Raw genomic sequence first — 26,961 nt, forward strand, 5'->3', positions numbered from 1 at the left:
AAATGAAAAAAATAAATAAAATTATAGCAATACTGCTTTTTATAACAGTTTCTGCAACAATAACAAAAGCACAATTAAACCCCAACGGCGCACAGTATTATGTAAACCAGTACCTGGCAAACCCTGCTTTTGCAGGATCGGTAGAAGGGTTTAGAATTAATGGTGGTTACCGTGCACTCTGGAATAATATTCCGGGTGCACCGGTATCGCAAAGTATAACCGGCGAATATGGTTTTAACCGGGTAGGATTGGGGCTTAATGTAGCCAACGAATCTTCAGGCCTATTAAGGCAAACCCGTGTAGTGGCCACTTATGCTTACCACATTAATTTAGATGGCGAAGGCAATCAACTTAGTTTTGGAGTTTCAGGTGGTTTTATGAGCCAAAGGCTTGACCAAACGGATCTGCAGGGAAACCCCAACGATCCGATGATTGGGCTTTATAACTCACGTAAGACCTATGTTGACGGCGATTTTGGAGTGGCCTACACCAATAAAAATTTAACTATACAGGCTGCTATTCCGAACCTTAAGAGTTTCTTTAAAAAAGATGTGGTTAAACTTGCCGATGAATCAACATTTTACTCGGCTATTAGTTATAAACTAAGCTTAGGTACAGGTATGAATACTGTAATAGCAGAACCGAAGTTTGCTTATCGGGGTGTTCGTGGTTTCGATAACATGTGGGATGCAGGTGTGCAGGTTGGTATTGCTGATCAGCAACTATTCTTTACAGGATTATACCACAGTACAGAAAGCGCTACGATGGGCTTTGGCATGGATTTCAAGAAAAAATACTTGATTAGTGGTTTATATACCACCCAAACTTCAGCACTATCTGGTTATACCAATGGTAGTTTTGAATTAAATTTAAGATTATCGTTAGGTAAATAAAAACGAAACCATTTAAAGTAAAAGGGCTGTGTTTATTCGAACACAGCCCTTTGTTATTTTTTATGCTTTTTTTCGCCGGTATAAAGTTTTTCACCAGCTTTTATTTCTAAAGCAAGATCATTTTCTTCAGGCGGTACCGGGCAACGATAACCATCGCTGTAGGCACAATAAGGATTATATGCTTTATTGAAGTCAATCTCAATTTTTCCATCTTTTATATCTGCTGAACTTAAATCTATATAACGGCCACCACCGTAAGTTTCTTTATTATTGGTTTCATCAGTAAAAGGCAAAAAAAGTAAATTTTTATAAGCAGGATTAGTAGACAGTGCAATGCTTTTATATAAAGTCATTTTAACGGCGTTTCCATTTATAATGAAATTAACATGCGCAAACCGATAAAATTCTTTGCTCGTTCCATCGTAGGTTGGCATTTTGAAAATCTTTTCGTTTTTGAGTATATCCACCATAGCCATTACTTTATAAGTGCTATCTGTATCATAGAAATGAAGATCTTTTAAATCAGCTTCCTTTAAAGGAGAATGACTTTCTTTAATAAAATCCTGCTTGTAATTTTCGCGGTGTAGTGCAATTTGGTCGTTATAAGATTGGCCAAAAGCAGTTACACTAATTAAGAGTAGAAAAGGAATAAAATATTTCATGTTCCAAAATTACATCAAATATGCAGAAATCATAAAGATCTGTGTCAGTATAAAATGATCTTTCGGCTAAGGCTTGAGGTTGGTGATAACACCAACCTCAAGATAATATGCAGAAATCATAAAGATCTGTATCAGTATAAAATAATCTTTCGGTTAAGGCTTTTGGTTGGTGTTTTCACCAACCAATGAAGAATTAAAGTATACTCGTTTTGTTTCTTAAAAACTGATCGGCTAATACCAGCGCTGCCATAGCCTCTACAATAACGACTGCTCTTGGTACTACACATGGATCGTGGCGGCCTTTACCCTTAATTTCGGCAGCTTCACCGGCCGCATTTATGGTTTGCTGGTTGTGCATAATGGTTGCGACTGGTTTAAAAGCAACCTTAAAAGTAATGTCCATTCCGTTAGAAATGCCACCTAAAATGCCGCCGGCATGGTTGGTAATGGTCTTAAAAGCTTTTGCATCTGCCGCTTTTGGTTGAGGAATATCATTATGTTCTGATCCCCTTAATTCACTTCCGGCAAAGCCCGATCCGTATTCAAAGCCGTGTACAGCATTAATGCTCAACATGGCCTTACCCAAATCAGCATGCAGTTTATCAAAAACAGGTTCGCCTAAACCAGCCGGACAGCCTTTAATTATGCAGGCAATTTTACCACCCACAGTATCGCCATCTTTTCTAACTGAATCTATAAATTCAATCATCTCGTGTGCGGTAGCGGGATCAGCGCAACGCACAATATTATCTTCTCTTATGGCTAATAAAGCGGTTAAATCGTTACTTTCCAGGTTTGGTGCATCAATGGTACCAACCGCGGTTACGTGTGCAAAAATTTCGATCCCATGCTGCTTTAAGAATAATTTAGCAATAGCACCAGCAGCAACGCGGGCTGCGGTTTCACGGGCCGATGAACGTCCGCCACCGCGATGGTCTCTAATGCCATATTTAGCATCATATACATAATCAGCATGACTTGGGCGGTAAACATCAACATTATGCCCATAATCTTTAGAGCGCTGGTCTTCGTTTGGAATTAACAATGCAATCGGAGTACCGGTGCTTTTTCCTTCAAAAACACCCGATAAAATCTGAACCGTATCACTTTCTTTTCTCTGTGTGGTTATTTTAGATTGACCGGGGCGACGTTTATCCAGTTCGGATTGTATAAATGTTAAATCAATATTTAATTGTGCCGGACAACCATCAATAATTACCCCAATAGCAACGCCATGAGATTCGCCAAAGGTCGTGATGCGAAAAAGTTGTCCGAATGAGTTTCCTGCCATATTTATTTTGATCTTAGATTTGAGGTTTTTCTTAAATTCTACTCAAACCTGATTAGGTTGTTATTATTTTTATTTTGCTGAGTCTCAAATTGAGCCCATCAAATCTCACTTCTCTTTTACATTAAAGCCAGCCTTTTTCAGATCGTCCCAAAAGCAAGGATAAGACTTTTCAACCACCTGCATTTCTTCAATCTCTACTTCATCAATTAATAAAGCTAAAGGTGCAAATGCCATCGCCATACGGTGGTCCTCGTAGGTCGCAATGGTAATTTTATCCGGGAAATGAAGGTTGTCGCAATTTAAAGTATAAACCAGGTTATCCTCATTTAAGGTTACCCCAATCTTAGCCAATTCGTTTTGTAAAGCAGCAATACGGTCAGTTTCCTTAATTTTTAAAGTTTCTAAGCCTGTAAAAGACATGTTTTTGCCTAAAGCCGCTGCAATTACTACAATGGTTTGTGCCAAATCGGGGCAGGTTTTTAAATCTAAAACTTCTACAGTATCTAAAGATAAACCTAAATTACTGATCGAAATGCCGGTATTGGTTTTAGTGGTTGCAATGCCAAAAATCTTCATGATTTTTTGAATCTGGCTATCACCCTGTAAACTTTTGTCTTTTAATGCTGGTAAACTAATTTCAGCTTCTTCTGCTAAAGCTGCAATACTATACCAGTATGATGCTGCGCTCCAGTCTGGCTCTACAACTAAAGTTCCGGCTTTAAAAGTTTGTGGCTCAATGGTAATTGAATTTCCGTTCCACGAATGTTCAATACCCACAGATTTTAACATATCTAAAGTCATATCTACATAGGGCTTAGAAGTTAATTCACCTTCAATTTCTAAAGTTAAGCCTTGAGGGAGGATAGGTGCAATCATCAGCAAAGCTGAAATGTACTGACTGCTTACATCGCCTTTAATTTTAACTTGCGAAGTGATTTGCTGTAATGGCCCGTTAATATTTAATGGCGGAAAACCATCATTTTCGGCGTAAGAAATATCAGCACCGATTTTTTTTAAGGCTTCAGTTAAAATACCAATCGGGCGTTGTTTCATTCGCTCTGTTCCTGTTAACAGGAAATTTCCGTTTTTTGCAGAAAGATAAGCTGATAAGAAACGCATTGCTGTACCTGCAGGGCCCACATCCACCAGTTTGGAGTTCTCAGTTTCCAGCCTTGAATTTTCATCCAGCTCTAAACCCTCCATCTCCAATTTATTTAATATTCCATTTAAGGTAACGGTATCGGCTGCGTTAGATAGATTTTCTACTTTAACCAGCCCTTTACTTAGCGCACTAATAATCAAAGCCCTGTTGCATTCACTTTTTGAGCCCGTTAAAAGGATTTCCGTATCAATGTTCTTATTTCCTGTAAAAGAAACTAAGGCGTTTTTTGACATTTTATTCTATTTTATTCTCAAATGCAATTGTCAGATGTTTCCACCTGACAATGCATTGTAATTTATAATATCATTTCGATTTTTGTCGCCATCTTGGTAAGATTGCTTCGTACCTCGCCATGATGTGGGGCAGAAAGTTGTTAAGCTTAATATCAGGGTTTTACCCACCACCTTAAACTTCCAGGCCCTCTATCTTTATTATGCTTTAACTTCATTATGTTGTTCAGCGGCAATTCCTTTTTCAGCTTTGCCGGCATTCATAATCTCAGTTTGCTTGCGAATAGATTCGCCGTGTACCAATTCTAAGAATTTTTCGGTAAAATTCAAATCTAATTTTAAAGCTTTAGCAAAAGCATGTCCTTTTTTAATGATGGCATCCCAACGGTTTACCTGTAAAATTGTAACCTGGTTATCGCGTTTAAATTCACCAATTTTTTCAACAATAGCCATACGCTCGCCTAATTTTTGCAATAAAATATCATCAATTTTATCGATTCCTTTACGTAAATCAGCTAATTTATCTGCGAAAGCTTCATTTGGTGCTTCTGGTTCGCGTACAGTTAAACGATCAACCAATTCTGCCAAAGCAGCAGGCGTTACTTGTTGTTTAGCATCTGTCCAGGCAACTGAAGGATCAACGTGCGATTCGATCATTAAACCTTGCATATCTAAATCCAAAGCTTTTTGAGAAATGTAAGGAATTAACTCACGGTTACCACAAATGTGACTTGGATCGTTGATGATCGGTAAATCCGGGCAAAGTGTTTTTAACTGGATGGCAAGCTCCCACATTGGTTCGTTACGGAAAGAACTTTTCTCGAAAGAAGAGAAACCACGGTGAATTGCACCAATTTTGGTAATTCCAGCACCATTGATACGCTCAATTGCACCAATCCATAATTGTAAATCAGGGTTAACCGGATTTTTAATTAATACCGGTACATCATGTCCTTTTAAAGCATCAGCAATTTCCTGAACAGTAAATGGATTTACAGTAGAACGTGCGCCAATCCATAAAATATCCACTCCGGCTGCTAAAGCCTCTTCAACGTGTTTTGCATTTGCAACTTCAACAGCAGTTGGCAAGCCGGTTTCTGCTTTTGCACGTTTTAACCACTCTAAACCAATGCTTCCGATACCTTCAAATTCTCCCGGACGGGTACGTGGTTTCCAGATACCTGCTCTTAATACAGATACTTTTCCGGTTGCAGCCAATAAATGAGCTGTAGTTAATAATTGCTCTTCAGTTTCTGCGCTGCATGGGCCTGAGATCAATAATGGTTCGTTGTTGGTATTTAACCAAGTGTTTAATGGCTGAATGTTTAAATTAAGTTTCATGTTTTTATGGATTGTAATATTTTTAAATTCTGTTAACTAATGTCTTGTATTTTGATAATTCTATTTTCCTTGTTGAAATAAAAAATTGATTGTCCTTTAAGTTTAATGTTTGCTCCTTTTTTTAAGCTTTGTAAATCCTGCGCCAACGTGGCATTGTAGTTTATATTTACTTTAGTTGTTAACTCAAATGCTTCAAATGCTGTTATCTTTTGTTCTCTTTCTGTAAAGAATAAAGCCGCCTGTTCTGCTTGGTTTTTAAAGGCATCTAAACCTTTTAAAGTTAAATCTGTTGTATCGTTTGTTATGTTTTCAAAGACGATTTCTTCATCTAAATCTTTTAGCATCGCACTAATATCAAAGCTATTGTAAGCGCTGATGTAGTTTTCTATGATTTGAATGTGAATATCTTTCATCTTACATTTTCTAATCGCTATACTTTATCATTCTTTTGGTATTCGCCAAGGATATTGAAGTTCGACGTATATTTTAATGCTTTTCTAACGGCTTTATCATATTTATCTGTGCTTGGCCATTCTAAATCGACATAAAAGTAATATTCGTTCCTTTTTCCAAGCACCGGCATGGATTGTATTTTTGTTAAGCTTACTTCTTGCTCGGCAAAAATATTCAGCACGGTTGCAAGCGAGCCTGCCTTATGCCCAACCTGGAAACAAATGGAAGCTTTGTTAATTTTCTTGCCTTCATCTGTTTTGTCTTTTTTAAGGATCAGAAAACGGGTATAGTTTTTCTTATTTGATTCTACGCGGCGTTCTAAAATGTTTAAACTGTATAATTCAGCTGCCAGGCTGTTGGCAATAGCCATTGTATCGGTTAATTTTTCTTCCTGAATGCGTTTTGCGCAGGCGGCCGTATCATTACTTTCTACAATTTTAATGTGTGGGTAATCGTAAAAGAAATCAATGCATTGACGGATGGCAATAGGATGGGAGGTAACCACCTTAATGTCTTCAAATTTTACACCAGGCAAAGCCATAAGATGCAGTTGTATCGGAAGGTAAACCTCACCCACAACAGAAAAACCATAGTCGCGGATTAAGGTGTAATTTGGCAATAAACTGCCTGCGATTGAATTTTCAATAGCCATTACAACAAAATCAGCATCGTTTTTTTCAAGTTTATCGCAGGTTTCTTTAAAAGAATTACATTCTAAAGTTTCAATATCCTTGCCGAAGAATTTGTATGCAGCCTCTTCGTGAAAAGATGCTTTAATACCTTGAATTGCTACTCGTTTTTTCGTTTCCATTTTTTGCGTAAACAAAAAAAGTCCCGGCTGTTTGCCGGGACTTTCTTATACAATTTAATATTTTGTTATATATCTTTTTGCATATTAGCCCCGGCTCTCACTAAAATAGTAAAAGTAACCAAAGCTGTAATATGTATTTTTATTTTGCATTTTTTCTTGTTGAGCCAAATGTACAAACAAAATTTAATTTGTCAATAGGGAAATGAATTTTTTTTAAACAAAATTTAATTTTCTTTTAAATGACCTTTACCCTGAGGGTAAAAACAAGGATGAAAAGATGGATTAGTGTAATTAAAAATTTATAGTTTAGTGCCGAATTGGTAATTCCACTGATTCATTAAATCAAATAAATGAAAAAATTAATGCTCATCATGCTCGTATTCACGATGGTTTCCTGTAAATCAAATCTTTCTAAAAAATTTGACACCAACAACGCGGCGAAGGATTTAGAGGAAATTAAAGCAAGCGGAAAAATATCTGCTACTGATTATGAATTGCTGTTAACTAAAATAATGAAAGGGGCAATGTTTAGTAAAGAAGTAAATCTTAATGGTTTAACTTACGAAGAAATTTTAAACCAGGCAAAAGCTGAAAATAAGAAGAGAGAAGATAGTGCAAATGCTTTTTTAAACCAAAAGTTTTCAGAAGACGAACAAGCCAGAATGAAAGGATTGGAAGAAAACTATACCTATATTACAGAAAAAGAATGGAGCGTGGGTTGTTTTAGCTTTTTTATAGGTTATAAAAGTAAAGAAGACATTAATAAATTAAAGCAGATGACATACCGACAAATATTTGAACAATCGGGTGCTTTTTGTAAAGAAAAAAAATACGAGGAATAGGATCTTTTAAACAAAAAACGGTTTGTAAATTTTACAAACCGTTTTTTGTTTTGATTAACCTGTAGAGCTTAGCTCTCGTGGATGTTTGTTCATCCCTTTTATTTTTTCCTGCGCTTCAGCATCGCGTAATTCCTGTTGCATAATTTTAGCAATTTTGGTGCTGCCATCATGGCTCCAGCCCGGAGGGTTGAACACGTATTTTATTTTATCTATAAAAGTTGGTGCTTTTTTAACATCCGCTTTTAAGGCAATAAATTCGTGGAAAATGATATTAACCGGCCCAATGTCTGTTGGTTGTGTAGTTAAACCATATTTAACCTCATCTTCTGGCAATTCTTCCTGAAAAGTACCAAACCACCTATCCCACAGAATTAAAACCATGCCCATGTTTTTGTCTAAATAACGAACATTACTGGCATGATGTACGCGATGATGCGATGGGGTTACAAAAACATATTCGTACCATTTCGGAAACTTAATTTTGTACTGTGTATGAACCAAATTACCATAGATTTGAGTAACCAGGTATGCAAAAAGAATGTCCAATGCGCTAAAACCCATAAAAGCTAAAGGCAAGTAAAAGAATACACGATATAAAGGTTCAAACACGGTAGAACGGAAGCCCGTTGTGAGGTTAAAATGCTCTGACGAGTGGTGCGTAACATGCATTGCCCAAAAAAAGCGCACATAATGACCTACAGTATGTAAAAACCAGTATAAAAAGTCTTGTGCAAGAATTAGAACAATCCAGTAAATCCATACATTGGAAATTTGAAATAACCTGAACTGATAACAATAATCAAGCAGAAAGAATGTTGCTGTTTTCATGGTTAAATTAATCACCACAGCAACCGTCATTAAATAAATATTGGTCCAGGTATCTTTTTTGGTGTATAATTTTTTATCGTGTTGATAGCTGAAATACATTTCAACGATGGTAAGCACAATTACGAAACCGAAAAGTGCACCAACAGAAATATCTCCGCTTGAAAAACTCGTTGTCATTTTATAAACTGTTATAGTAATCTAAACTGCCTAAAATATCAGCGGTACTTACACGGCAGTTGAAAGTGCATGTACCAATATTTTCTAATAATGAGAATAAAATGTTGCCATCCTCATTTTTCTTATCGCTTTGCATTAAGCCCAGTAATGCATCAAAACTTTCTTTTTTAATGTTGTATTTAGGATATAACGAAAGTATATATCGACTAATATCTGCCATTTCAACCTCAGTAAGGCTGCTGTTTTTAACAGATAAATAAGCTTCGGTTACAAAACCAATTGCAATTGCCTCTCCATGCGTTAAAGGTTTTTTGTCATTTGCAAGCGAATAACTTTCTACCGCATGCCCGATTGTATGGCCATAATTTAAAATTTTACGCAGATTTTTTTCATGCGGATCAATGGTGACAACTTCATTTTTTATCTCTACAGAACGATAAATGTCTTCAGCAGAAGGTGTTAAGTGATTACTTTTTTGCAGTTTCTCGTAATAAGCTTTGTCAGCAATTAAGCCATGTTTAATCATTTCTGCAAAACCCGAAAGCAATTCTCTGTCTGGTAATGTTTTTAAAAATTCTGTTTCAATATAAACCGCTTGCGGAAGGGTAAAAGTGCCTACCATGTTTTTAACGCTGTCTATATCAATTCCGGTTTTACCACCAACAGAAGCATCAACTTGCGAAAGCAGGGTAGTAGGTACATTAATAAAGTCGATACCACGTTTATAAGTAGAAGCAATAAAACCACCCATATCGGTTACTACGCCACCACCCAGATTGATCATTAAGCTTTTACGGTCTGCTTCAAAATCCAATAAGGTTTTCCATATACCAATACAGAAGTCAATATTTTTATTTTCTTCACCGGCAGAGGTTTCGATCAGATCAAAATTACTGTAATCCTCTAACAAGGCCTGAAATACAGGTAAACATTGTTCGCTGGTGTGTTCATCAGCAAGCACAAAAACTTTGCTGTACTTATTCTCGTCCAGTAAAGTTTTTAAAGTAGCTAAACCACTTTCAAAATATAAGCTGTGTCCTGCGCTGGTTAATGGTTCCATTAAATTATTTCAATTTTATGTTCGGCAAATTCTACTACATCTCCTTTTTTTACTTTCAGGCGTTTGCGGTAATCTACAACGCCATTGTATTTAACAAGGCCGTCTATAACCACCATTTGTGCATCGCCACCACTGCCAACCAGGCCAGTGGCTTTTAGCAACTGTATTAAGGGAATAAATTCGCCTTCTAATTTAAATTGTATCATTTTGTGCAAAAATACAATTATTTACAGGTTTTTGGTTTTAACAAGCCAATGCTTTTTATAATTTTGCATCCGTTTGACTAAATGAACACACAAAATGGATATATCCCCCGATAAACAACCAAATTTTGATAATACTGAAGTAGCCTTTAGACAAAAATCTAACGGAGAACTCAAAAAAGCATATTGGTTATTTAAAATTATCAGTAGTAATTTCTTAACAAAGGTGGGCCCGCCGGTTACTAATTTTTTCCTGAATATTGGCTTGCCTATTCAGGGCGCAATTAAATCCACCATCTTTCAGCAATTTTGCGGTGGCGAAACCATTGCCGAATGTGATCGGGCTATTGAGCAATTGAATAAAGGCGGAGTAGGTACTATTTTAGATTATTCGGTTGAAGGTGAAGAGGAAGAAAAGGTTTTTGATGAAACTTGTGAGGAAATTATCCGTACCATTTTAAGGGCCGACGGGGATAAAAGAATTCCGATTACAGTTTTTAAAGTTACCGGAATTGGTCGTTTTGCTTTATTACAAAAAATAGATGCTAAAGAAACTTTAAGCACCGAAGAAACTGCTGAATTTGAAAAGGTAAAATTACGTTGTGAAATGATCTGCCGCACGGCCTATGAGCGTAAAGTACCCATTATGGTTGATGCAGAAGAAACCTGGATTCAGGATACTATTGATGAACTGGCATTGGATATGATGCGTAAATTTAACCAGGAAGCCATTATTGTTTACAATACCTACCAGATGTACCGCCATGATAAGCTGGCCGATATGAAAGCCGACCATTTAATTGCAAAAGCTGCGGGATTTATTTTGGGTGTTAAAATGGTTCGTGGTGCTTATATGGAAAAGGAAAGGAAGAGGGCTGCAGAAATGGGTTATCTTTCGCCAATTCAGGCAGATAAAGCGGCCTCAGATCACGATTATAACGAATCCCTTAGATATTGTGTGGATCATATAGAAGATATTGCAATTGTTGCGGGCACACATAACGAAGAAAGCAGCCGTTTATTAACGTATTTGCTTGAGGAGAAAAAAGTTTCGCACAACCACCCGCATGTTTATTTTGCCCAGCTTTTGGGTATGAGTGATAACCTGAGCTTTAACCTTGCAGATTCGAATTATAACGTAGCAAAATATGTGCCTTATGGACCTATTAAGGCTGTAATGCCTTATCTATTTAGAAGGGCACAAGAAAATACTTCGGTTGCCGGACAAACAGGAAGAGAACTGGGTTTAATTGAAAGAGAACTTAAAAGAAGAAAGATATAAGTAATTTTAGATTTAAAGTTTTCAGTTCAAATTGCTTATTAAAATGAACTGAAAACAATTATTTAGTGACTTTAAACGGCTGTTTGCCGGTTAAAAGGTCATAAAATAAGATGAAATCGCTTACCAAGCTATAGCCCGGATACTGAAAAGTAGCGGGCTTATTTTTTTCAAAGAAAAAATGACCTACCCAGGCAAAGCCGTAACCTAAAACCGGCATAGCTAAAAAGAAACGCCAATCGTGAAAAAGGAAACCTGTAAAAAATGTAAGTGCAACCAATCCTGTTCCGATAAAATGTAAAATTCTTGAAGTGGTATTGGTATGCTCAGTCAAATAAAATGGATAAAACTCCTTTAACGATTTAAATTTTTTTTCGTTCATTTTTTAAATTTATAAAATTCCGTTCTTTACTAAGAAATCTTCCAGTTGAGCCGGTTTTTCAGTCATTAATAAAGTTTGTAAACCTACCTTTTTTGCTCCTTCAATGTGCTGTGGACTGTCGTCAATAAACAACGTTTCGGCCGGATTTAGGTTATTTTCTTTAATTACCTGCTCAAAAATAGTTGTATTTGGCTTACGTAATTTCATGTGTTGCGAGAAGTAAGCGCGTTCAAAATAATCATCGTAATTGTTAATCTTAAAAGTAGTTTTAAGGTAGTTGATGATCCAGTTGTAATGAATTTCGTTGTTGTTGCTTAAAAGGAAGGTGCGGTATTTTTCTTTAACCTTTAAAAGCAAATCGTGGTTTTCCTGTATTGTTCCAATTAACAAACTGTTCCAGGCGTCGTCAATCTGCTGATCTGTCAGGTCGTTATTGTTTGCGGCTTTTCTAATTGCTGTCCTGAATTCGGCAGGAGAGATGGCACCTGTTTCAAGATCATCAAAAATTTGATTGTGGCCTTTATGAGCGAAGAAACTTTCTATATCTGTAACACCTAACTTTTGAAAGGAACTTTGAGCAATTCTAAAATCAATATCAAATATGACGTTTCCGTAATCGAAAATTACATTTTTTATATTCTGCATGGGCTATCTGTAAATTTGCTGCAAATATCCTCAATAAATTTAAGGCTGTATAATTATTTTGCTAAATCTTTTTTGCTGATGACCGATCAATGATCAACAAAACCAGAAATCGCCATTCTTACCTAAGAAACAGGAGAGAATGGCGATCCAATTTAATTATGAGTTTTTATAAACCAATTATTTTGTAACCTGCACGGCGATTATTTTTTCAACCTTTTTACGGTATGACCAATAAAAAACAATTGGGTATACAAACAAGTTAAATAGGGTATTGGTGATTAAACCACCAATTACAACGATGGCTAAAGGTTTTGACGCTTCAGAGCCTATTCCTGTTGAAAATGCTGCGGGCATTAATCCAATTGCAGCCATCATGGCTGTCATTAATACTGGTCTAAATCTACTCGCAATACCATCCCGCATGGCATCTGTAAAGGTCCAGGTTTGGTGGTGTTTAAGCTCTGCAATATTAGATTTAAAGCGGGTGATTAAAATTACGCCGTTTTGTACGCAGATTCCAAAGAGTGCAATAAAACCAATTCCTGCAGAGATATTGAAATTTACACCAGCGATAAGTAAAGCTAAAATTCCGCCAATCATCGCAAAAGGTACATTGTTCAACACCAATAAAGCATCTTTTATGTTTCCAAATAGTACAAACAGGATAAAAAAGATCAGTAATAAACTAATAGGAACTGCCTGTGTTAAACGTGCAATGGCACGTTGCTGGTTTTCAAAATCACCTGCCCATTCCAGTTTATAAGCTTTTGGAAGTTTTATTTTTTCATTTACCTTCTTTTGTGCCTCGGCAATTACGCTACCCATATCCCTTCCCCTGATGGAAAATTTTATGGCGCCGTACCGTTGGTGTTTATCACGATAGATCATACTTGGTCCGGTAATTTTCCGGATGGAAGAAATTTCGCCCAACTGCACATTGGAACCCGAAAGGGTAGGGATCCGCAATCTACCAATCGAACTTTCATCGTTCCTGAAATCTTCAGGATAACGGATAATCAAATCAAATTTACGTTCGCCTTCATAAATCTGGGTAGCTGCTTTTCCTCCAATGGCCATTTCAATCACCGCATTGGCATCAGCAGTACTTACCCCGTAAAGGGCCATCTTTTTCTGGTCAAGGTTAATTTGAAGCTCCGGTTGACCTAAATTTCTTAAAATACCTAAATCTTCAATGCCATTAACGGTTTTTAAAATTTCTTCTATTTTTTCTTCTTCTTTCTCTATAAAATGAAAATCTTCTCCAAACATTTTTACGACAATGGAACCCTTAACACCCGAAACGGCTTCTTCTACATTATCAGAAATGGGTTGCGAAAAATTTAGACTGATTCCTGGAAATCCATTCAGCTTCTGCTGCATGCGTTCTATAAGCTCTTCCTTGGTTTCCTTTCTTTTCCAGTCTTTTTTAGGGTAAATGTCAACATGAAATTCCATGTTGTAGAAACCTGTTGCATCGGTTCCATCATTTGGCCTTCCGGTTTGCGACATTACCTGTTTTACCTCTTCAAAACTTAAAAATATCTTTCTGATGTCGTTAGATAGCTTTTTTGTTTCATCAAGAGATATGCTTAAAGGGCCAGTTGCGCGTACATAAATAGAACCTTCATCTAAACTTGGTAAAAACTCAGTACCTAAAAATTTAAAACTAAATGCACCTGCTAATAAAATAACGATTGATAAGGTAAAGACAAGTTTTTTGCTTTTAAAACAGGCGTCGTAAATTCTTAGCGTTTGTTTTGTGGTCCATTCTAAAAAAATATTGTGTTTTTCTTTTACATTCTTTTTTAACAGCAAACTGGCCATGGCTGGTACTAATGTAAAAGTGAGAATTAACGCGCCTAATAAGGCAAAGCTTAAGGTCCAGGCCAATGGCGAAAACATTTTTCCTTCTACTTTTTCAAAGGTAAATATGGGTAATAACCCGGTAATGATAATCAGTTTGGCAAATAAAATGCCTTTACCGTTTTCTAAGCATGCTTTTTTGATGAAACCTAACTTGCTCATTTTATTAAAGCGTTCCATACCGAATTTCTTTGCCCGATGATCGAGTGTAACGAAAATCCCTTCTACCATTACAACCGCGCCATCGATAATGATTCCAAAATCTATAGCACCCATCGAAAGTAAATTGGCGGGCATACCTTTTAGTTTGAGGCAAATAAATGCAAATAATAAAGCCAGTGGAATAATGATAGAAACAATTAAAGTTGTTCTCCAATCGGCCATAAATAGGAATACGATTAAGGTTACAAATAAAATTCCTTCCAGCATATTGCCCATCACAGTGTGAACAGCATAGTTAACCAGGTCTTCACGATCATAAAAAGGATTGATTTTTACATCTTCCGGAAGTACATTTTCATTTACGTAGGTAATTTTCTCTTTTAGTCTTGCAATTACTTCACTTGGGTTTCCACCTTTACGCATCACAACAATGCCTTCTACAACATCTGGATCGTTATCACGTCCAACTTGTCCTAACCTTGGCAAAGCAGATTCCGCCACATCGGCAATCGTTTTTACATAAACAGGCGTGCCATTCACATTATCAACCACCACATTCCTGATCTCATCTATATTGTTTAAAACACCAATTCCACGCACCACGTATGCCTGTCCGCTTTGAATAATCACATCGCCACCTACGTTAATATTACTTTTGGAAACAGCCTCAAACAATTCGGTTGCACTTACGCCATATTGGATGGCTTTTTGTGGATCCACGGTAATTTGATAAGTTTTAACTTCTCCTCCAAAACTTACCACATCAGCAATGCCCGAAACCGATAATAATTCGCGCTGGATAACCCAATCCTGTAAGGTTTTAAGTTCCCGAACTGATTTTTTATCACTGCTTAACGTATATCTGAAAATTTCGCCCGTTGGCCCATATGGAGGCTGTACCTCTGGCTGTATGCCTGAAGGAAGATCGGCTTCTTCCAGGTGGTTGTTTACCTGAACCCTGGCTTCGGCATAATCTACATCGTCCTCAAAAGTTACTTTAACAATAGAAAGTCCAAATAATGAAGAAGAACGGATGCTGGTTCTCTTTTCAGTAGGGTTCATTGCTATTTCGAGCGGCCTGGTTACAAATTTTTCTACCTCTTCGGCACTTCTTCCAGGCCATTGTGTAATAATGGTAATGTTGGTATTGGTTACATCCGGAAAAGCATCTATAGTGGTGTTTTTGAAGCTTAAATAGCCCGCAAGAATGAGTATAAATGTGGAAAAAAATATAAAGTATTTGTTTTTTAAAGCAAAGCCGATGATGTTTTTAATGAATTTATTCATTACAACAGAATTATATAGAAGTAAAAAAATAGGTTAGTTTTTCAGGCTTTCGAACAGGAAAACCTGTTTAGAGGAAACCACCTGTTCGCCAGGGTGCAAGCCTTTTTTAACGTAAATTTTATCGGCTGCTTTTCGTCCGATTTCAATTTCCCGTATGCTTACCTTTCTTTCCGGGCTGAGTACTAAAACGTAATTTTTATTTTCATCAAAAATAACCGCACGAGAATTTACTACAGGTAAGTTAGTGCCCGAGGTAGCTGCAACTTTTACAGTGGCCAGCATGCCTGGTTTGAGCATAAAGCCAGGGTTGGAAATGGTAACGCGAGCATTCATCACCTTGCTGTCCTGATCAATCATATTGTAAATTTTATCAATTTTACCTTTAAACTCCTTGTCAGGATAAGATAAGATGGAGATGCTAACTTCATCTCCCTCATGAATTCTCGAAATGTCTGATTCATAGATATTAATCATAGCCCAAACCGTCGAAAGATCAGCCACTGTAAATAGATTTTTATCATTGTCGCCTCTAAGCTGCATATTACTGGTTACATTTTTCTGAATAATGAACCCGCTTATCGGCGATTTGATGTTATATGTTCCACTGTTGCTGCCGCCATTTAGCTTAAGTACCGAACTGGCCCTTTTTAGCTCTGCTTTTTTAACCTGGTAATCGTTTTTAGCTTCTTCTAATTCTTTGGCAGACGATATACCACTTTCAAATAGCTGTTCGGCTTGTTTTAAAGTGCGTTCTGCATTCTTAAGTTCGGCGGATGCAGAGGTGGCTTCTTTATCAAAACCTGCCATTTCAGAACTTGAAAGTGTGGCTAAAGTTTGCCCTTGCTTAACCTGGTCGCCCAGTTTAACATTTACCTGGTGCAAAGTTCCGCTTACCATAGGGAAAATATCAGATTTATGCTCTTCATCAGCCGTAATTTTGGCAGAGAATGTCAAATCTGTTTTGCTGTTGGCCTGCTGTACGGTATCCATTTGCAGGCGGTTGAGTAAAGAATCTGTGATGACAAATTTTTCTGCTGTTACAGGTACTTTGTGTTTGTTGCAGGCAAAACTTAAACCAACTGTAGAAAAAAGTAAAACTGCTGCTATATTTTTATTTTTAATCAACATGTTATTTATTTGAAAATGTTAGAACCGGTTACATAATTAATTTCTTCCCTGGTGCTCATGCGTTCATATTGAAGATTATTGAGCTGAATCGTACTTTCTTTGTAAGCATCGTACAGGTCGATAAATTCCATTAAGCTTACGTTTCTATTACGGAAGTTCTTGATCAGACCAGTAATCAGAAGGTCAAAATCTGCACTAAACTTTGGGTCTATATCTGCATGCTGTTGCTCTACCCTGAGCGCTGTTTTATAGCTGTTGTATACTTCGTTTTCTAAAAGCGATTGAGATTTTTTGATGTTGATAGTTGCGGCGTCTATCCCGATGCGGGCTTTTTTAATTTCTCCCTGGTTTCTGTTGAACAGTGGAAGCGGAATTTTAACGCCCAAACCAGTATATTTTTCAGGGTAATTACCTTTTAAATCATAACTCAGCGATACTTCTACATCTGGTATAGCCATTGCTTTTTGCAGCTTGAGGTTTGTTTCGTTGTATAAAAGAGTAGCTTTTGCCAGTTTTAAATCAGCCCGATTGGTTTGTGCAGAATCTAACAGCACCGCATAAGGGATTTTTTCTATCAGAGATTCGTGATCAAACGGAGTTACCATTAAGCTAATGGCTTGATTTGCCGAAATTCCGCACAATAGTTTAAGGTCTTTGTAATTATCTTCTAAATTATTTAACAATTCAGTTTTTTCCGCTTTAAGTCCAATTACTAAAGATTTGATCCTGAGAATGTCTTTCAGGGCAACATTTCCCATCGCCAGCTGTTGTTCGTATGCTTTTAACAATTGCTGGCCCGAACCAATTTGCTGTTCATATACTTTTAGCGTTTGCTCCGAATAATAGGTTTTATAAAAGGTGCTTCTTAACTGGAAACGCAACGTTCTGATGAGGTCAAAGTATTCAAATTCGGCAAGTTTAACGCCGGTTTGGGCCAGCTTAATGTTTTTATTTCTTTTGCCGGCAAGTTTAAATAACTGCGCAATTTGCGCACTATATTGCCCAGTTGCATAAGAAGTTTCTAAGAATTTTTTAGTCTCATGGTTATAAAAAAGATTTTCATAACTCAGTTCAGGGTTATCAAATAATTTTGCAGTAATAATTTCTGCTTTAGCCTGGTCAATTTCATAGTTAGATGCAATAAGGTCGAAATTGTTGGATAAAAAAAGGCGCTCTGCTTGCAGTAAATCCAGTTTTAAAGGATCTCTTTGTGCATAGCCTGCCTGTGCGGTCAGTAAGAATAAGCAAGCAAAAAGTATTCGGATGATCTTCATCCGGCAAAGCTATTTGCACGGAATTAAAGTGAAATTAAATGCAGATTAAAACGGGATTAAAGTTTGGGGAAACTAATCGTAAATGTGCTTCCTGTGTGCTTCGAAGAGTTTACTTCTATTTTTCCTCTGAATAACGAAATTATTTTAGAAGCCATGTATAAGCCCATTCCTTCTCCTCCTTTTTTATCCGAACGACTGTAAAATGGCTTAAAGATTTCCTCTTTTTCAGTTTCAGTAATGCCAATACCACGGTCTATGATGTTTAATTTCCAATTAGCTGAATCGTTTTCGAGGACGCATTCTACAGGCTGATTGTCGGAAAATTTAAAAGCATTTGAAATTATATTATTTAGCGCAATTTTAAGCAAAATGGGATTAGCTTTAATAATGGACTGAGTTTTTCGATGATGATTTACATGGATAATCAGGTTAAAACCATAATTATTTTTCCAGTCTTCTTGCAGGTTTTGAAGGGTGTCTTCAATCGATACTTCAATAAGCTGCGAAGCGGCAAATTCTAAATCCATGCGGGCAAGCGTAAGCAAACCGGTAATAATATGGCCCATATTACCTGAATCTTCCAGGATTGACTGAAGCACTTTTTTATACTCCTCTTTTTCCCTTTCTTTGGATAGAGCAAGTTCTGCAGTCATTATTACCCGGGTAATTGGTGTTCTTAATTCATGTGAAGCATTGGCTACAAAAGTTTTCTGAAGGGTAAAAGCTTGTTCCAGTTCTTCCATTAACTGGTTAAAGCTGTGTGCCAGCAAGCTTATTTCATCTTTATTACTTTCTTCACAAACCCTGAATTCCATATTGCCCGAATTAGCCATTTTTACTTCCTGCATTAACCTTTGTAAAGGCAAAAGCATTCTGCTCGCCACCCAACGCCCTGATAATAATAAGATGACCGAAATCAGTAAAAATACCACGACCATGATTTTGAGTAATTTATCCAGCCGGTAATGACTGCTTTGATCAATTGCCGATGCAAGGATTACAAAATCGCCTTGATTATCCTTGTAGTAAATTCCAACAACTTGTTTCTGCCCATCCCTAAACCGGATTTTGCCTGCTTTCCGCACTTTATTAATTGTTGCACTGGTCCAGTATTGCGCTGCATCTCCGATAAAAGTTGCTTTGTTCTTAGAGTCATATACCCTAATAATCTCGCCATTTAGTTTTTCGAGGTATTGATGCCTTACCTTATTAAGTGCATCTCTCGAAATTTCATCCGCTTCGAGGTATAATTTTGCCGTAACCATTGTTCTGTCGGTCAGGCGTGTAAAAAAATCAGCTTCTAAAAATTTTAAAAAAGTAAAGTAGATTGTGCACAATACGGCCAGGAGCATGGTTGTGCTAATTAGCGTAAAATAAAGTGCCAGCCTGTCTTTTATCTTCATCCGGTTATTTTAAAATATAGCCCATATTAATTTTGGTATAAATCAGCTTCCGGTTAAAACCTTTTTCTATTTTTTTACGTAAAAAATTAATATATACATCAATAACGTTGGTGCCTGTTTCAAAATTAATCTCCCAAACCTGTTCGGCTATAAATTGCCGGGAAAGTAAACGATTGGGATTGCGGAGGAAAAGTTCGAGCAGTACATATTCTTTGGCCGTTAACTCTATTAAAATACCAGCCCTTTTTACTTCTTTGTTATAAGTATTAAGGCATAAATCTTCAAACCAAAGCTCATGTTCCGTTTCTGGTGCATTGGGTTGATGGCGCCTCAACAAGGCCGCTACCCTTGCCAATAATTCTTTTAAATGAAATGGTTTTACCAGGTAATCATCGGCGCCGTTTTCTAAACCCGTAACTTTATCATCTATAGTACCCAGCGCGGTTAACATTAAAATAGGGGTATGCTGGTTCGTTTTTCTGATTTGTTTGCAAAGATCCAGCCCGTTTAAGCCAGGCATCATGATGTCTACAATCAACAAATTAAAATCTTGATTAGAAAATAGTTCCAGCGCATTTAATCCGTTGTTTTCAACGGTTGTTATATAGCCATTTTCTTCCAGAGCAGATTTTAAAAGCAATGCAATTTTGATGTCATCCTCTGCAATTCCTATTTTCAGCATAGCAACAAAAGTAATTATCTATTTTAGAAAAGCTAAAATATATCTATTCGGTAGCATTAGGATTTTAAATTAAAAAACTGTTTTTTATAGATTGGAAGAAGGCCAGCTCTATTTATTTTCTTACAACGTATAGCGATAAATTTTTTTAATAACCCATTTTAATCGGTTATAAACGATGATTTTCGATTTTTGATAAATTTATTTTGAAATTAAATCAGCAGAATGTAATTTTTTTTAAAATGGATTTCCTACCTTACAGCATGGGAGATACAGTAAATTTTGTTCTTGGAGTGGTGTTTATTCTTGGTGGTTTTAGCGTTTTCTGCGTTATTTTTGGCAGTAAAAAAGGATAGAATTTCTGGATTTTAGGTTTTAAAAGATCAACCGGATGGAATTTTTTCCTGCCGGATAACTTTCTTTTGGGTGGGTTTTACAAGTTGAAAATGGATTTCTATTATCGAATTTCAATGCCTGCACCTATATATGCACTTAAATTAACCGATTTAGGATCTGCCTCAGTAATAATGATATTGAGCGAGTTGGCTGCGCAGATGTAAAAAGAATCAGAAGTACCTAATTTGTCGGAAGTAGAAAGTGCAATGGTACATTTTGAAGTTTCAACCATTACCCGCTTAATTAAACTGTCTTCATATTCCGCACCGGTAACACCTAAATTTAAATCTATACTGCAAATTCCAAGTAAACATAAATCAGCCCTGATGTTTCTGATGGCCTGGATGGTTTCATATCCTGTGGTAGAAAATGAAATTTTGTTTAACATACCACCAATAAAAAGCACCTCGATCTTTTCATGATCTTCCAGAATAGATGCAACCGGAAAACTATTTGTTACTACTGTAAGTGCAATGTCTTTTGGTAAGTTGGATACCACTGCGAGGGCGGAAGTCCCTGAATCGACCAATAAAACCATTCCCGGTTTAATATATTCCAATACTTTTTCGGCAATTATTTTTTTATGGGCAACATCAATATTTTGGCGGTCTTTGAAATGAATTGGCATCGAAGATCTTTGTATGGCACCGCCACGTACCGCTTTAAGCAAGCCTTTATCCGACAGTTCTTTAATGTCTCTTCGCACGGTATCTTCAGACACCTTTAGCACCTTACTAATTTGATCTAATAATACCTTTTTATCTTTTAATAAATGTTCGAGAATTAAATCCTGTCTTTCTGCCTTTATCATTAAGCAAATATAAAAAATAATTTTTGCGATATAATGCAATATTTTGCAATAATTAATATATTTGTTGCAAATAATTGCAAAATGAAAAATACAAAACCAACAATTGCTATAGACATGGACGGTGTTTTAGCAGATATAGAAGCACAATTTATAAAATGGTACCAAAGAGATTATGGTGTTTTAATTAGCCGGGAAGATATGCTTGGTAAGCCTGAGCCTGAGGCTTTTCCGGATAAGGATGCGGTATGGAGATTTGTAAATACAGCTGGATTCTTCCGTACGCTGCCCGTAATGCCCAATGCAGTTGAGGTAGTAAAAGAACTTATGCAAGATTTTGACGTTTATATTGTAACAGCTGCAATGGAGTTTCCGCTTTCTCTTTTGGAAAAATATGAATGGTTAAAAGAGCATTTTCCTTTTATCTCCTGGAGAAATATCATCATGTGTGGAGATAAAAGTGTGATTGATACCGATTACTTAATTGATGACCATTGTAAAAACCTCGATTTTTGCAAAGGGCGAGCCATTATGTTTAGCGCTGCACACAACAGCAATATAGACCGGCATGAAAGGGTGAGTAGTTGGAATGAAGTTAAAACTTTATTTAGCAATATTCAGCATTTGGCCGAAAGTACAAGTGCTTAGTTTTTAATAATAAAGGGTAACTGATGGTTCAGTTACCCTTTTATAAGATCAAATGTGTGGTTAATTATTTTACAGGATAAAGTCCTTTGATTGCAACAAGATCGTAGGTTGTAAATGGACGGTTGGTTCCATCAGAACAAGCCAACATCCACGATTTTGGATCAGGAGTTGAAGGTGTACCTGGTATTAATATTGCACCCGGACTAAGATCGTTTGTTATAAACGCAATATCTTCCTCGTTTTCTAAACTGCGGGTTGGATATAATTTTTTATAGTACCTTACTGTTGCCGCGCTGAAAGAAGATCCACAGCTATATGCTCTGTTCATATAATCTGTGTGTCTGAACCCAATTGCATGGCCTACTTCATGTGCAATTACAGTAGCCAATAAATTATTATTGGTGTAATTGGCATTATAAACCACGCTACTCAATTTAATTGGTGAGGCTGGGTTTCCATTAGTAGGGAAACCAGCAGATTGACCTAATATTGTGTTTCCGTTTTCAGTTGTACCAAGGTCTGCTCCATTAATCACAATATCCGCAGTCTCTGTAGAGGCAGCCGCTAAAAGCCTAAAAGTTAATTTAAGTTTAAGGTCATTGTAACGTTTGATGGCCTCTGTTGTTGCTTTTGTAAATACGGTTTGAGAAGTACCGGCATCGACCTTTATTTTTAACTCTCTTGAGGTATTTACACTCACAATATTGGTTGAACGGTATTGTTCGGTACTTGGTTTATTATTAATTAAATCACTTACAACGGCTTGTTGTGCTGCAAGGTTTTTTGCATCTAAGAAAATATCACCTTCAACAAGGTAGCCACCATCTTTTTTTATTACGTTAAAAGGAGAAAAACCAGCTTTGGCAATCGCAGATAATTCGCTTTTGGTTATTTCTGTTGTTTCTTCCGTAGGTGGAGTAGTTGTATTGTTATTTTTTTTACAGCTGATGGCAATTGCTGTCCCGGCCAGTAAAATAAGCGCATAGCTTACTTTAGATTTTAAAAAAATGGTTTTCATAGGTTAGTAGTAAGTTAGAAATTTATAGTTATTTGATCTTATGCGTATAGGCAAACAATGGCTTAAATTTTTCGCGAAAAAAATAATAAATTGTTTTGTGGCGAACTAAGACTCGTCCGTTTTTGTGATATAAATAATATGGTTAATATTATTTAAAAGCCGTAATTATCCCTTTCATATTTAAAAATTAAGTTAGACAACATTTTAAACGGGATGATTGCTCAAATATATGGTAACAGTTTAATTACGAAATATGAATTTTGTTTTTTTACACGAAACTATATTTGTATTTGTTTTAAATCGCTAATTGTATGATTTAGTGTTGTTTTTTTACATGAAAAATAATACGCTGATTTGGGCCTGACCTTTTAAGCGATTGTTTGGCATCCTTCTAATCCATAAAACACCCCACAACTTAAAAGAATTAATATCTTTATAAACTTGTTTTTATTTTAATCCAATCTTTATCAATGGCAGATTTTCGGTTAGAGGTTTTTTATAGAGTTGCTAAAGAGCTGAGTTTTACCAGAGCTGCAAATCAGTTGTTTATTACACAACCAGCAGTTACTAAACATATAAAGGAATTAGAAGAACAGTATAAAAACAAACTGTTTGAGAGAAATGGAAATAGAATAAAATTAACTGATGCAGGAAAAGTTCTTTATAAACAGGCTGAAAATCTTTTCGCCATATACAGAAATATAGAATTTGAAATGCTTGCATTGGTCAAACAGCAAACTGGATTGCTGAGATTGGGTGCCAGCTCTACCATTGCGCAATATGTGATTGTGCCTTTAATTGCCGATTTTAAAAATCACTTTGAACAAACCAGGATATTGCTTATTAACGGCAATACACAGCAAATAGAGCAAGCTATTCTGGATAAGGATATTGACATTGCAATTGTTGAAGGGCATGTTAAAAATCAACAAATCAGCTATACTGAATTTATAAAAGATGAAATTGTTTTAGTTTGCAGCAAAGCACATCCTTTTTCCGAAAAAACGGAAATTAAACCTGAGGCTCTTCTTAATCAAAGATTTGTATTAAGGGAACCAGGTTCTGGTACACTCGATGTAATCGACCATGCTTTAAAAGATATTGGCCTAAAACTTTCGGAACTTAATGTTGATGTTCATCTGGGAAGTACCGAAGCCATTAAAACCTATCTGTCCTTTTCGCCATGCCTGGCCTTTATTTCTGTGCACGCCGTTAGTAAGGAACTGCATGACGGCGATTTAATTGTTGTTGATGTTAAGGATCTGAAATTGGAACGCTATTTTTACTTTATTCATTTGCACGGCATGCAGGATGCTTTGAGCCAAAATTTTCTAAAGTTTGCGCGGTCGGGCTATAACTTAAAGTAATTTGATATTAATATTTGTCATTTGATTGGTTATTGAAGATTCATGTCCTTTGTATTATAAAACAAAGAATATGAAAATAATTAAATACACTACCGGCCATAAATTTGTTCAGCGGTTTGGCCGTTTCAATAAAGTTATATTTTTAATAGGAGTGGGTATATGCCTGTTTCCGATCGTTACGGCGCCGGTTGCATTGATTATGGGATTGGTTTATGCCCAGTTAATGGATCATCCTTTCCCGGCTTACAATCACAAGGCAACGAATTTTCTTTTAAAAATATCTGTAGTGGGATTGGGTTTCGGAATGAATATTAATACAGCTTTGCAAGCAGGTAAATCAGGTTTTTTACTTACAGTGTGTTCAATTGTATTGGTATTGGTTGCTGGCTATTTATTAGGGAAGTTTATGAAAAATGATCAGAAAACTTCATTTCTGATAGCTGCCGGAACGGCAATTTGCGGTGGAAGTGCCATTGCGGCCTTATCACCTGCAATTAACGCTCAGGAAAAACAAATTTCAGTAGCGCTGGGCATCGTGTTTGTTTTAAACTCAGTTGCCTTATTTATTTTTCCCGTTATAGGGCATGCCTTTAATCTTTCGCAAACGCAATTTGGCATGTGGTGCGCAATAGCCATTCACGATACCAGTTCGGTAGTGGGGGCGGCAAGCAGGTATGGCGCACATGCCTTAGAAATTGCAACCACGGTAAAACTTGCCCGTGCTTTGTGGATTGTGCCTTTAACATTTTTAGCAGTTGTGTTGTTTAAAGGCAACCAATCTAAGGTGCAATTTCCTTATTTTATTGGCTTTTTTATATTGGCTTTGTTTGCAAATACCTATATTTCATCAAGCCATTTATTTGCGCCTTATTTGGTGTATCTATCAAAAATAGGGTTAACCCTAACCTTGTTTTTAATTGGAAGTGGTTTATCTTTCCGTATTTTAAAAAGTGTAGGTTTAAAGCCATTATTACAAGGGCTTATGCTTTGGGTAATGATTTCTGTAACGGCTTTAACAGCCGTATTTTATTTGTTTTAATGTTGGAAATATACTCATCTGTTTTATGGGATAATAACCTTATTTATTAACTTTTTAAACGCGCAATTCATTAAAAAACCGTTGGATAAATTCCAGCGGTTTTTTAATTTTTAAAATTTGCGCGCTGTGCTAAAATTTATATTGCAGGGCAATGTAAGGTTTGGGGGGCCAGGTAAACTGAAATTGTAAATCCTTTTCTATATCATCTGTTCCTGATACCTTATCGCCAACCTTAAGTTTATCCAGTTCTTTAACCCAGGTCATAGCGATACCGCCTGATATAGCCAATCTTTTAAGTCCGTTTGAATTGATGCGTATACCTGCACCAGTTAAAAAGTCGGGGATGCCAGTATTAATACCTGCGCCGATCTGAAAAAATGGATGCAAATCTGATTTCTCAATAAAATAATTAAAATTGATCATGGTAACCACGTTAAAGTTCCGCAGTTTATTCTCCGTAGGTGTGCCAATGTATTGCTGTCCGGCTGCATCTGTAGTGGTGCCGTAAGTATTATACTTTATAAATGTAAAAGCAGTACCCACGTAAACCTCTGGTATAAAACGGTTAAATGCTCTGATCCTTAAGGTCTTTTTTAATTTGTCTTTGGTTTCTGAAGCTACAATTTCCTGATGATCAGATAATTTATATCCGGTTTCTTTTAAAGAGATATCATAAATGGAAACTTTACCAGCTGATGGTGTTGCATTGTTTAATTTAAAGCACCAGCCTAATCCTGCTGCATTACCTCCCTTGCTTGCAGTTTGTTGTGCCTTTTTAACCAGGTTAAATACAGAGGTTGAATTATCGAGCCTTTTTTTCTGCTCTGTGTAGGCGGCTAATAATTTGTCTAAAATATCATTGTAGATATATTTTGAGATATAAAGATCTTGATTCGGACATTCGTAATTTTTAATTTCTTCCCGTAAATTATTAATTCTTTTTATAATTAATGAATAGTGGTTTTCAATAGTATTAAGCCTTATGCCAATACTTTTAACGCTGTCCACGGTTTCCTGCTCATCTATAAAATCAAGTGCTTTTAAATCTTTAAAAATGATTATTTGATTGGTTTTTTTATCTATTTCCAGTAATTGCTTTATTGAATTAAGTTTTGATTTAATTGTATCAGATTTCTCGCATGAAAGATTGCTATTTTTAGCAGCATCTACCTGTAAAGTTGTTAAGCCCCAAATTTTTGCAAATTCTTTTGAAATAATAGTTTTATCAGGCTTCATAGCTGCAGTAATAACATCACCAATGGAACTCAGTGCTTTAGTCGCCGCTTCTCTTACAGGGTCTATCACCAGTGTGCTTACACCTGTATAACTATAGTTTAAAGGATTCACGGGGCGCATGTAGAGGTTAATGCCATTGTCTTGTATTAAGTAAATGGTCGAATCTTTAACGGGCAAAAAATTAGCCGAATTGGTTTTGTCTTCAAGGCTTTTTCCAATGTAAACCTTAAAGTCGTCCTGGTCATAGTAAAAGAAAATTTTCTTGTCAGATTGAATCTTAATGCCGTGTTCAAGCACATCACCAGCGGTTTGTGCCATTAACAGGTTACACCAGCCTATTGCCAGTATAATCATAATTGAGCGTAGTGTTTTCATTTGTAAAGTGATTTTGAGT

25 protein-coding genes are annotated in these 26,961 nt (G+C 36.4%); 6 read left to right on the forward strand and 19 right to left on the reverse strand.

Going from position 1 to position 26,961, the window contains the following annotated elements; all coding sequences use genetic code 11:
• Positions 1-2: 2 nt before the first annotated feature.
• Positions 3-893 carry a PorP/SprF family type IX secretion system membrane protein gene (locus R2Q77_RS06565; protein WP_316802920.1) on the forward strand — a complete coding sequence of 297 codons (891 nt, stop codon included), beginning with the start codon at positions 3-5 and terminating at the stop codon, positions 891-893.
• Between the two features lie 53 nt (positions 894-946).
• On the opposite strand, the gene R2Q77_RS06570 is transcribed toward R2Q77_RS06565, so the two are convergent.
• The 6 genes from R2Q77_RS06570 to R2Q77_RS06595 all read right to left on the reverse strand — a co-directional run bounded on the left by R2Q77_RS06570 (position 947) and on the right by R2Q77_RS06595 (position 6,843).
• A complete protein-coding gene (locus tag R2Q77_RS06570; protein WP_316802921.1) occupies positions 947-1,555 on the reverse strand; it encodes a DUF1684 domain-containing protein in 609 nt (202 codons plus the stop codon).
• Between the two features lie 193 nt (positions 1,556-1,748).
• Complete coding sequence (gene aroC, locus R2Q77_RS06575) at positions 1,749-2,846, reverse strand: chorismate synthase (protein ID WP_316802922.1); 1,098 nt, start codon at positions 2,844-2,846, stop codon at positions 1,749-1,751.
• Between the two features lie 105 nt (positions 2,847-2,951).
• Complete coding sequence (gene aroA, locus R2Q77_RS06580) at positions 2,952-4,241, reverse strand: 3-phosphoshikimate 1-carboxyvinyltransferase (RefSeq protein WP_316802923.1); 1,290 nt, start codon at positions 4,239-4,241, stop codon at positions 2,952-2,954.
• Between the two features lie 198 nt (positions 4,242-4,439).
• Positions 4,440-5,579, reverse strand: coding sequence for a chorismate mutase (locus R2Q77_RS06585; protein ID WP_316802924.1), 1,140 nt, complete (start codon positions 5,577-5,579; stop codon positions 4,440-4,442).
• A 32-nt stretch (positions 5,580-5,611) separates the two neighbouring features.
• Complete coding sequence (locus R2Q77_RS06590; protein ID WP_316802925.1) at positions 5,612-5,992, reverse strand: nuclear transport factor 2 family protein; 381 nt, start codon at positions 5,990-5,992, stop codon at positions 5,612-5,614.
• 17 nt (positions 5,993-6,009) lie between these two features.
• Entirely contained in the window at positions 6,010-6,843 is an 834-nt protein-coding gene (locus R2Q77_RS06595) for a prephenate dehydratase (RefSeq protein ID WP_316802926.1), read from the reverse strand.
• A 350-nt stretch (positions 6,844-7,193) separates the two neighbouring features.
• On the opposite strand from R2Q77_RS06595, the gene R2Q77_RS06600 reads away from it, so the two are divergent.
• Entirely contained in the window at positions 7,194-7,685 is a 492-nt protein-coding gene (locus R2Q77_RS06600; RefSeq protein ID WP_316802927.1) for a hypothetical protein, read from the forward strand.
• A 54-nt stretch (positions 7,686-7,739) separates the two neighbouring features.
• Here R2Q77_RS06600 and R2Q77_RS06605 read toward each other — a convergent pair whose 3' ends face one another.
• From R2Q77_RS06605 to R2Q77_RS06615, 3 genes are read right to left on the reverse strand one after another with little or no spacing between them, the layout of a single operon-like run.
• Complete coding sequence (locus R2Q77_RS06605) at positions 7,740-8,690, reverse strand: sterol desaturase family protein (RefSeq protein ID WP_316802928.1); 951 nt, start codon at positions 8,688-8,690, stop codon at positions 7,740-7,742.
• Position 8,691: 1 nt separating this feature from the next.
• A complete protein-coding gene (aroB, locus tag R2Q77_RS06610) occupies positions 8,692-9,750 on the reverse strand; it encodes a 3-dehydroquinate synthase (protein WP_316802929.1) in 1,059 nt (352 codons plus the stop codon).
• Positions 9,750-9,956 carry an RNA-binding S4 domain-containing protein gene (locus tag R2Q77_RS06615; RefSeq protein ID WP_316802930.1) on the reverse strand — a complete coding sequence of 69 codons (207 nt, stop codon included), beginning with the start codon at positions 9,954-9,956 and terminating at the stop codon, positions 9,750-9,752. The genes aroB and R2Q77_RS06615 overlap by 1 nt, the downstream gene beginning before the upstream one ends.
• Positions 9,957-10,050: 94 nt before the next feature.
• On the opposite strand from R2Q77_RS06615, the gene R2Q77_RS06620 reads away from it, so the two are divergent.
• Positions 10,051-11,235 (forward strand): proline dehydrogenase family protein, encoded by a 1,185-nt coding sequence (locus tag R2Q77_RS06620; protein WP_316802931.1) that lies wholly within the window; start codon positions 10,051-10,053, stop codon positions 11,233-11,235.
• Positions 11,236-11,293: 58 nt separating this feature from the next.
• On the opposite strand, the gene R2Q77_RS06625 is transcribed toward R2Q77_RS06620, so the two are convergent.
• From R2Q77_RS06625 to R2Q77_RS06660, 8 genes are all read right to left on the reverse strand, one after another.
• A complete protein-coding gene (locus tag R2Q77_RS06625) occupies positions 11,294-11,614 on the reverse strand; it encodes a DUF962 domain-containing protein (RefSeq protein WP_316802932.1) in 321 nt (106 codons plus the stop codon).
• A 9-nt stretch (positions 11,615-11,623) separates the two neighbouring features.
• Complete coding sequence (locus tag R2Q77_RS06630) at positions 11,624-12,259, reverse strand: HAD family phosphatase (protein ID WP_316802933.1); 636 nt, start codon at positions 12,257-12,259, stop codon at positions 11,624-11,626.
• Positions 12,260-12,436: 177 nt separating this feature from the next.
• Entirely contained in the window at positions 12,437-15,571 is a 3,135-nt protein-coding gene (locus tag R2Q77_RS06635; RefSeq protein WP_316802934.1) for a CusA/CzcA family heavy metal efflux RND transporter, read from the reverse strand.
• Between the two features lie 33 nt (positions 15,572-15,604).
• Complete coding sequence (locus R2Q77_RS06640) at positions 15,605-16,699, reverse strand: efflux RND transporter periplasmic adaptor subunit (protein WP_316802935.1); 1,095 nt, start codon at positions 16,697-16,699, stop codon at positions 15,605-15,607.
• A gap of 5 nt (positions 16,700-16,704) precedes the next feature.
• Positions 16,705-17,973, reverse strand: a complete 1,269-nt coding sequence (locus R2Q77_RS06645; protein WP_316802936.1) for a TolC family protein — start codon at positions 17,971-17,973, stop codon at positions 16,705-16,707.
• Between the two features lie 56 nt (positions 17,974-18,029).
• Complete coding sequence (locus R2Q77_RS06650; protein ID WP_316802937.1) at positions 18,030-19,376, reverse strand: HAMP domain-containing sensor histidine kinase; 1,347 nt, start codon at positions 19,374-19,376, stop codon at positions 18,030-18,032.
• A gap of 4 nt (positions 19,377-19,380) precedes the next feature.
• Positions 19,381-20,058, reverse strand: a complete 678-nt coding sequence (locus tag R2Q77_RS06655; protein ID WP_316802938.1) for a response regulator transcription factor — start codon at positions 20,056-20,058, stop codon at positions 19,381-19,383.
• Positions 20,059-20,512: 454 nt separating this feature from the next.
• Positions 20,513-21,262, reverse strand: a complete 750-nt coding sequence (locus tag R2Q77_RS06660) for a DeoR/GlpR family DNA-binding transcription regulator (RefSeq protein WP_316802939.1) — start codon at positions 21,260-21,262, stop codon at positions 20,513-20,515.
• Between the two features lie 81 nt (positions 21,263-21,343).
• Here R2Q77_RS06660 and R2Q77_RS06665 point away from each other — a divergent pair, with 81 nt between their 5' ends.
• Complete coding sequence (locus tag R2Q77_RS06665; protein WP_316802940.1) at positions 21,344-21,907, forward strand: 5' nucleotidase, NT5C type; 564 nt, start codon at positions 21,344-21,346, stop codon at positions 21,905-21,907.
• Positions 21,908-21,971: 64 nt separating this feature from the next.
• Here the strand turns inward: R2Q77_RS06665 and R2Q77_RS06670 are convergent, their stop codons facing one another.
• Entirely contained in the window at positions 21,972-22,925 is a 954-nt protein-coding gene (locus R2Q77_RS06670; protein WP_316802941.1) for a M57 family metalloprotease, read from the reverse strand.
• A 470-nt stretch (positions 22,926-23,395) separates the two neighbouring features.
• On the opposite strand from R2Q77_RS06670, the gene R2Q77_RS06675 reads away from it, so the two are divergent.
• Positions 23,396-24,292 (forward strand): LysR family transcriptional regulator, encoded by an 897-nt coding sequence (locus R2Q77_RS06675; RefSeq protein ID WP_316802942.1) that lies wholly within the window; start codon positions 23,396-23,398, stop codon positions 24,290-24,292.
• 70 nt (positions 24,293-24,362) lie between these two features.
• The gene (locus R2Q77_RS06680) at positions 24,363-25,331 is read left to right on the forward strand and encodes a YeiH family protein (protein WP_316802943.1); all 969 of its coding nucleotides are present in this window, start codon (positions 24,363-24,365) and stop codon (positions 25,329-25,331) included.
• Between the two features lie 129 nt (positions 25,332-25,460).
• Here R2Q77_RS06680 and R2Q77_RS06685 read toward each other — a convergent pair whose 3' ends face one another.
• On the reverse strand, positions 25,461-26,942 hold the full coding sequence (locus R2Q77_RS06685) for a hypothetical protein (protein ID WP_316802944.1): 1,482 nt from the start codon (positions 26,940-26,942) through the stop codon (positions 25,461-25,463).
• Between the last annotated feature and the right edge of the window lie 19 nt (positions 26,943-26,961).

This window comes from Pedobacter nototheniae (assembly GCF_032678625.1).
GTDB lineage: Bacteria > Bacteroidota > Bacteroidia > Sphingobacteriales > Sphingobacteriaceae > Pedobacter > Pedobacter nototheniae_A.

Excerpts from the sequence above, each read along its gene's own strand:
- R2Q77_RS06565 (WP_316802920.1), top strand. The coding sequence starts at position 3 with ATGAAAAAAATAAATAAAATTATAGCAATACTGCTTTTTATAACAGTT.
- R2Q77_RS06570 (WP_316802921.1), bottom strand. The coding sequence starts at position 1,555 with ATGAAATATTTTATTCCTTTTCTACTCTTAATTAGTGTAACTGCTTTT.
- aroC (WP_316802922.1), bottom strand. The coding sequence starts at position 2,846 with ATGGCAGGAAACTCATTCGGACAACTTTTTCGCATCACGACCTTTGGC.
- aroA (WP_316802923.1), bottom strand. The coding sequence starts at position 4,241 with ATGTCAAAAAACGCCTTAGTTTCTTTTACAGGAAATAAGAACATTGAT.
- R2Q77_RS06585 (WP_316802924.1), bottom strand. The coding sequence starts at position 5,579 with ATGAAACTTAATTTAAACATTCAGCCATTAAACACTTGGTTAAATACC.
- R2Q77_RS06590 (WP_316802925.1), bottom strand. The coding sequence starts at position 5,992 with ATGAAAGATATTCACATTCAAATCATAGAAAACTACATCAGCGCTTAC.
- R2Q77_RS06595 (WP_316802926.1), bottom strand. The coding sequence starts at position 6,843 with ATGGAAACGAAAAAACGAGTAGCAATTCAAGGTATTAAAGCATCTTTT.
- R2Q77_RS06600 (WP_316802927.1), top strand. The coding sequence starts at position 7,194 with ATGAAAAAATTAATGCTCATCATGCTCGTATTCACGATGGTTTCCTGT.
- R2Q77_RS06605 (WP_316802928.1), bottom strand. The coding sequence starts at position 8,690 with ATGACAACGAGTTTTTCAAGCGGAGATATTTCTGTTGGTGCACTTTTC.
- aroB (WP_316802929.1), bottom strand. The coding sequence starts at position 9,750 with ATGGAACCATTAACCAGCGCAGGACACAGCTTATATTTTGAAAGTGGT.
- R2Q77_RS06615 (WP_316802930.1), bottom strand. The coding sequence starts at position 9,956 with ATGATACAATTTAAATTAGAAGGCGAATTTATTCCCTTAATACAGTTG.
- R2Q77_RS06620 (WP_316802931.1), top strand. The coding sequence starts at position 10,051 with ATGGATATATCCCCCGATAAACAACCAAATTTTGATAATACTGAAGTA.
- R2Q77_RS06625 (WP_316802932.1), bottom strand. The coding sequence starts at position 11,614 with ATGAACGAAAAAAAATTTAAATCGTTAAAGGAGTTTTATCCATTTTAT.
- R2Q77_RS06630 (WP_316802933.1), bottom strand. The coding sequence starts at position 12,259 with ATGCAGAATATAAAAAATGTAATTTTCGATTACGGAAACGTCATATTT.
- R2Q77_RS06635 (WP_316802934.1), bottom strand. The coding sequence starts at position 15,571 with ATGAATAAATTCATTAAAAACATCATCGGCTTTGCTTTAAAAAACAAA.
- R2Q77_RS06640 (WP_316802935.1), bottom strand. The coding sequence starts at position 16,699 with ATGTTGATTAAAAATAAAAATATAGCAGCAGTTTTACTTTTTTCTACA.
- R2Q77_RS06645 (WP_316802936.1), bottom strand. The coding sequence starts at position 17,973 with ATGAAGATCATCCGAATACTTTTTGCTTGCTTATTCTTACTGACCGCA.
- R2Q77_RS06650 (WP_316802937.1), bottom strand. The coding sequence starts at position 19,376 with ATGAAGATAAAAGACAGGCTGGCACTTTATTTTACGCTAATTAGCACA.
- R2Q77_RS06655 (WP_316802938.1), bottom strand. The coding sequence starts at position 20,058 with ATGCTGAAAATAGGAATTGCAGAGGATGACATCAAAATTGCATTGCTT.
- R2Q77_RS06660 (WP_316802939.1), bottom strand. The coding sequence starts at position 21,262 with ATGATAAAGGCAGAAAGACAGGATTTAATTCTCGAACATTTATTAAAA.
- R2Q77_RS06665 (WP_316802940.1), top strand. The coding sequence starts at position 21,344 with ATGAAAAATACAAAACCAACAATTGCTATAGACATGGACGGTGTTTTA.
- R2Q77_RS06670 (WP_316802941.1), bottom strand. The coding sequence starts at position 22,925 with ATGAAAACCATTTTTTTAAAATCTAAAGTAAGCTATGCGCTTATTTTA.
- R2Q77_RS06675 (WP_316802942.1), top strand. The coding sequence starts at position 23,396 with ATGGCAGATTTTCGGTTAGAGGTTTTTTATAGAGTTGCTAAAGAGCTG.
- R2Q77_RS06680 (WP_316802943.1), top strand. The coding sequence starts at position 24,363 with ATGAAAATAATTAAATACACTACCGGCCATAAATTTGTTCAGCGGTTT.
- R2Q77_RS06685 (WP_316802944.1), bottom strand. The coding sequence starts at position 26,942 with ATGAAAACACTACGCTCAATTATGATTATACTGGCAATAGGCTGGTGT.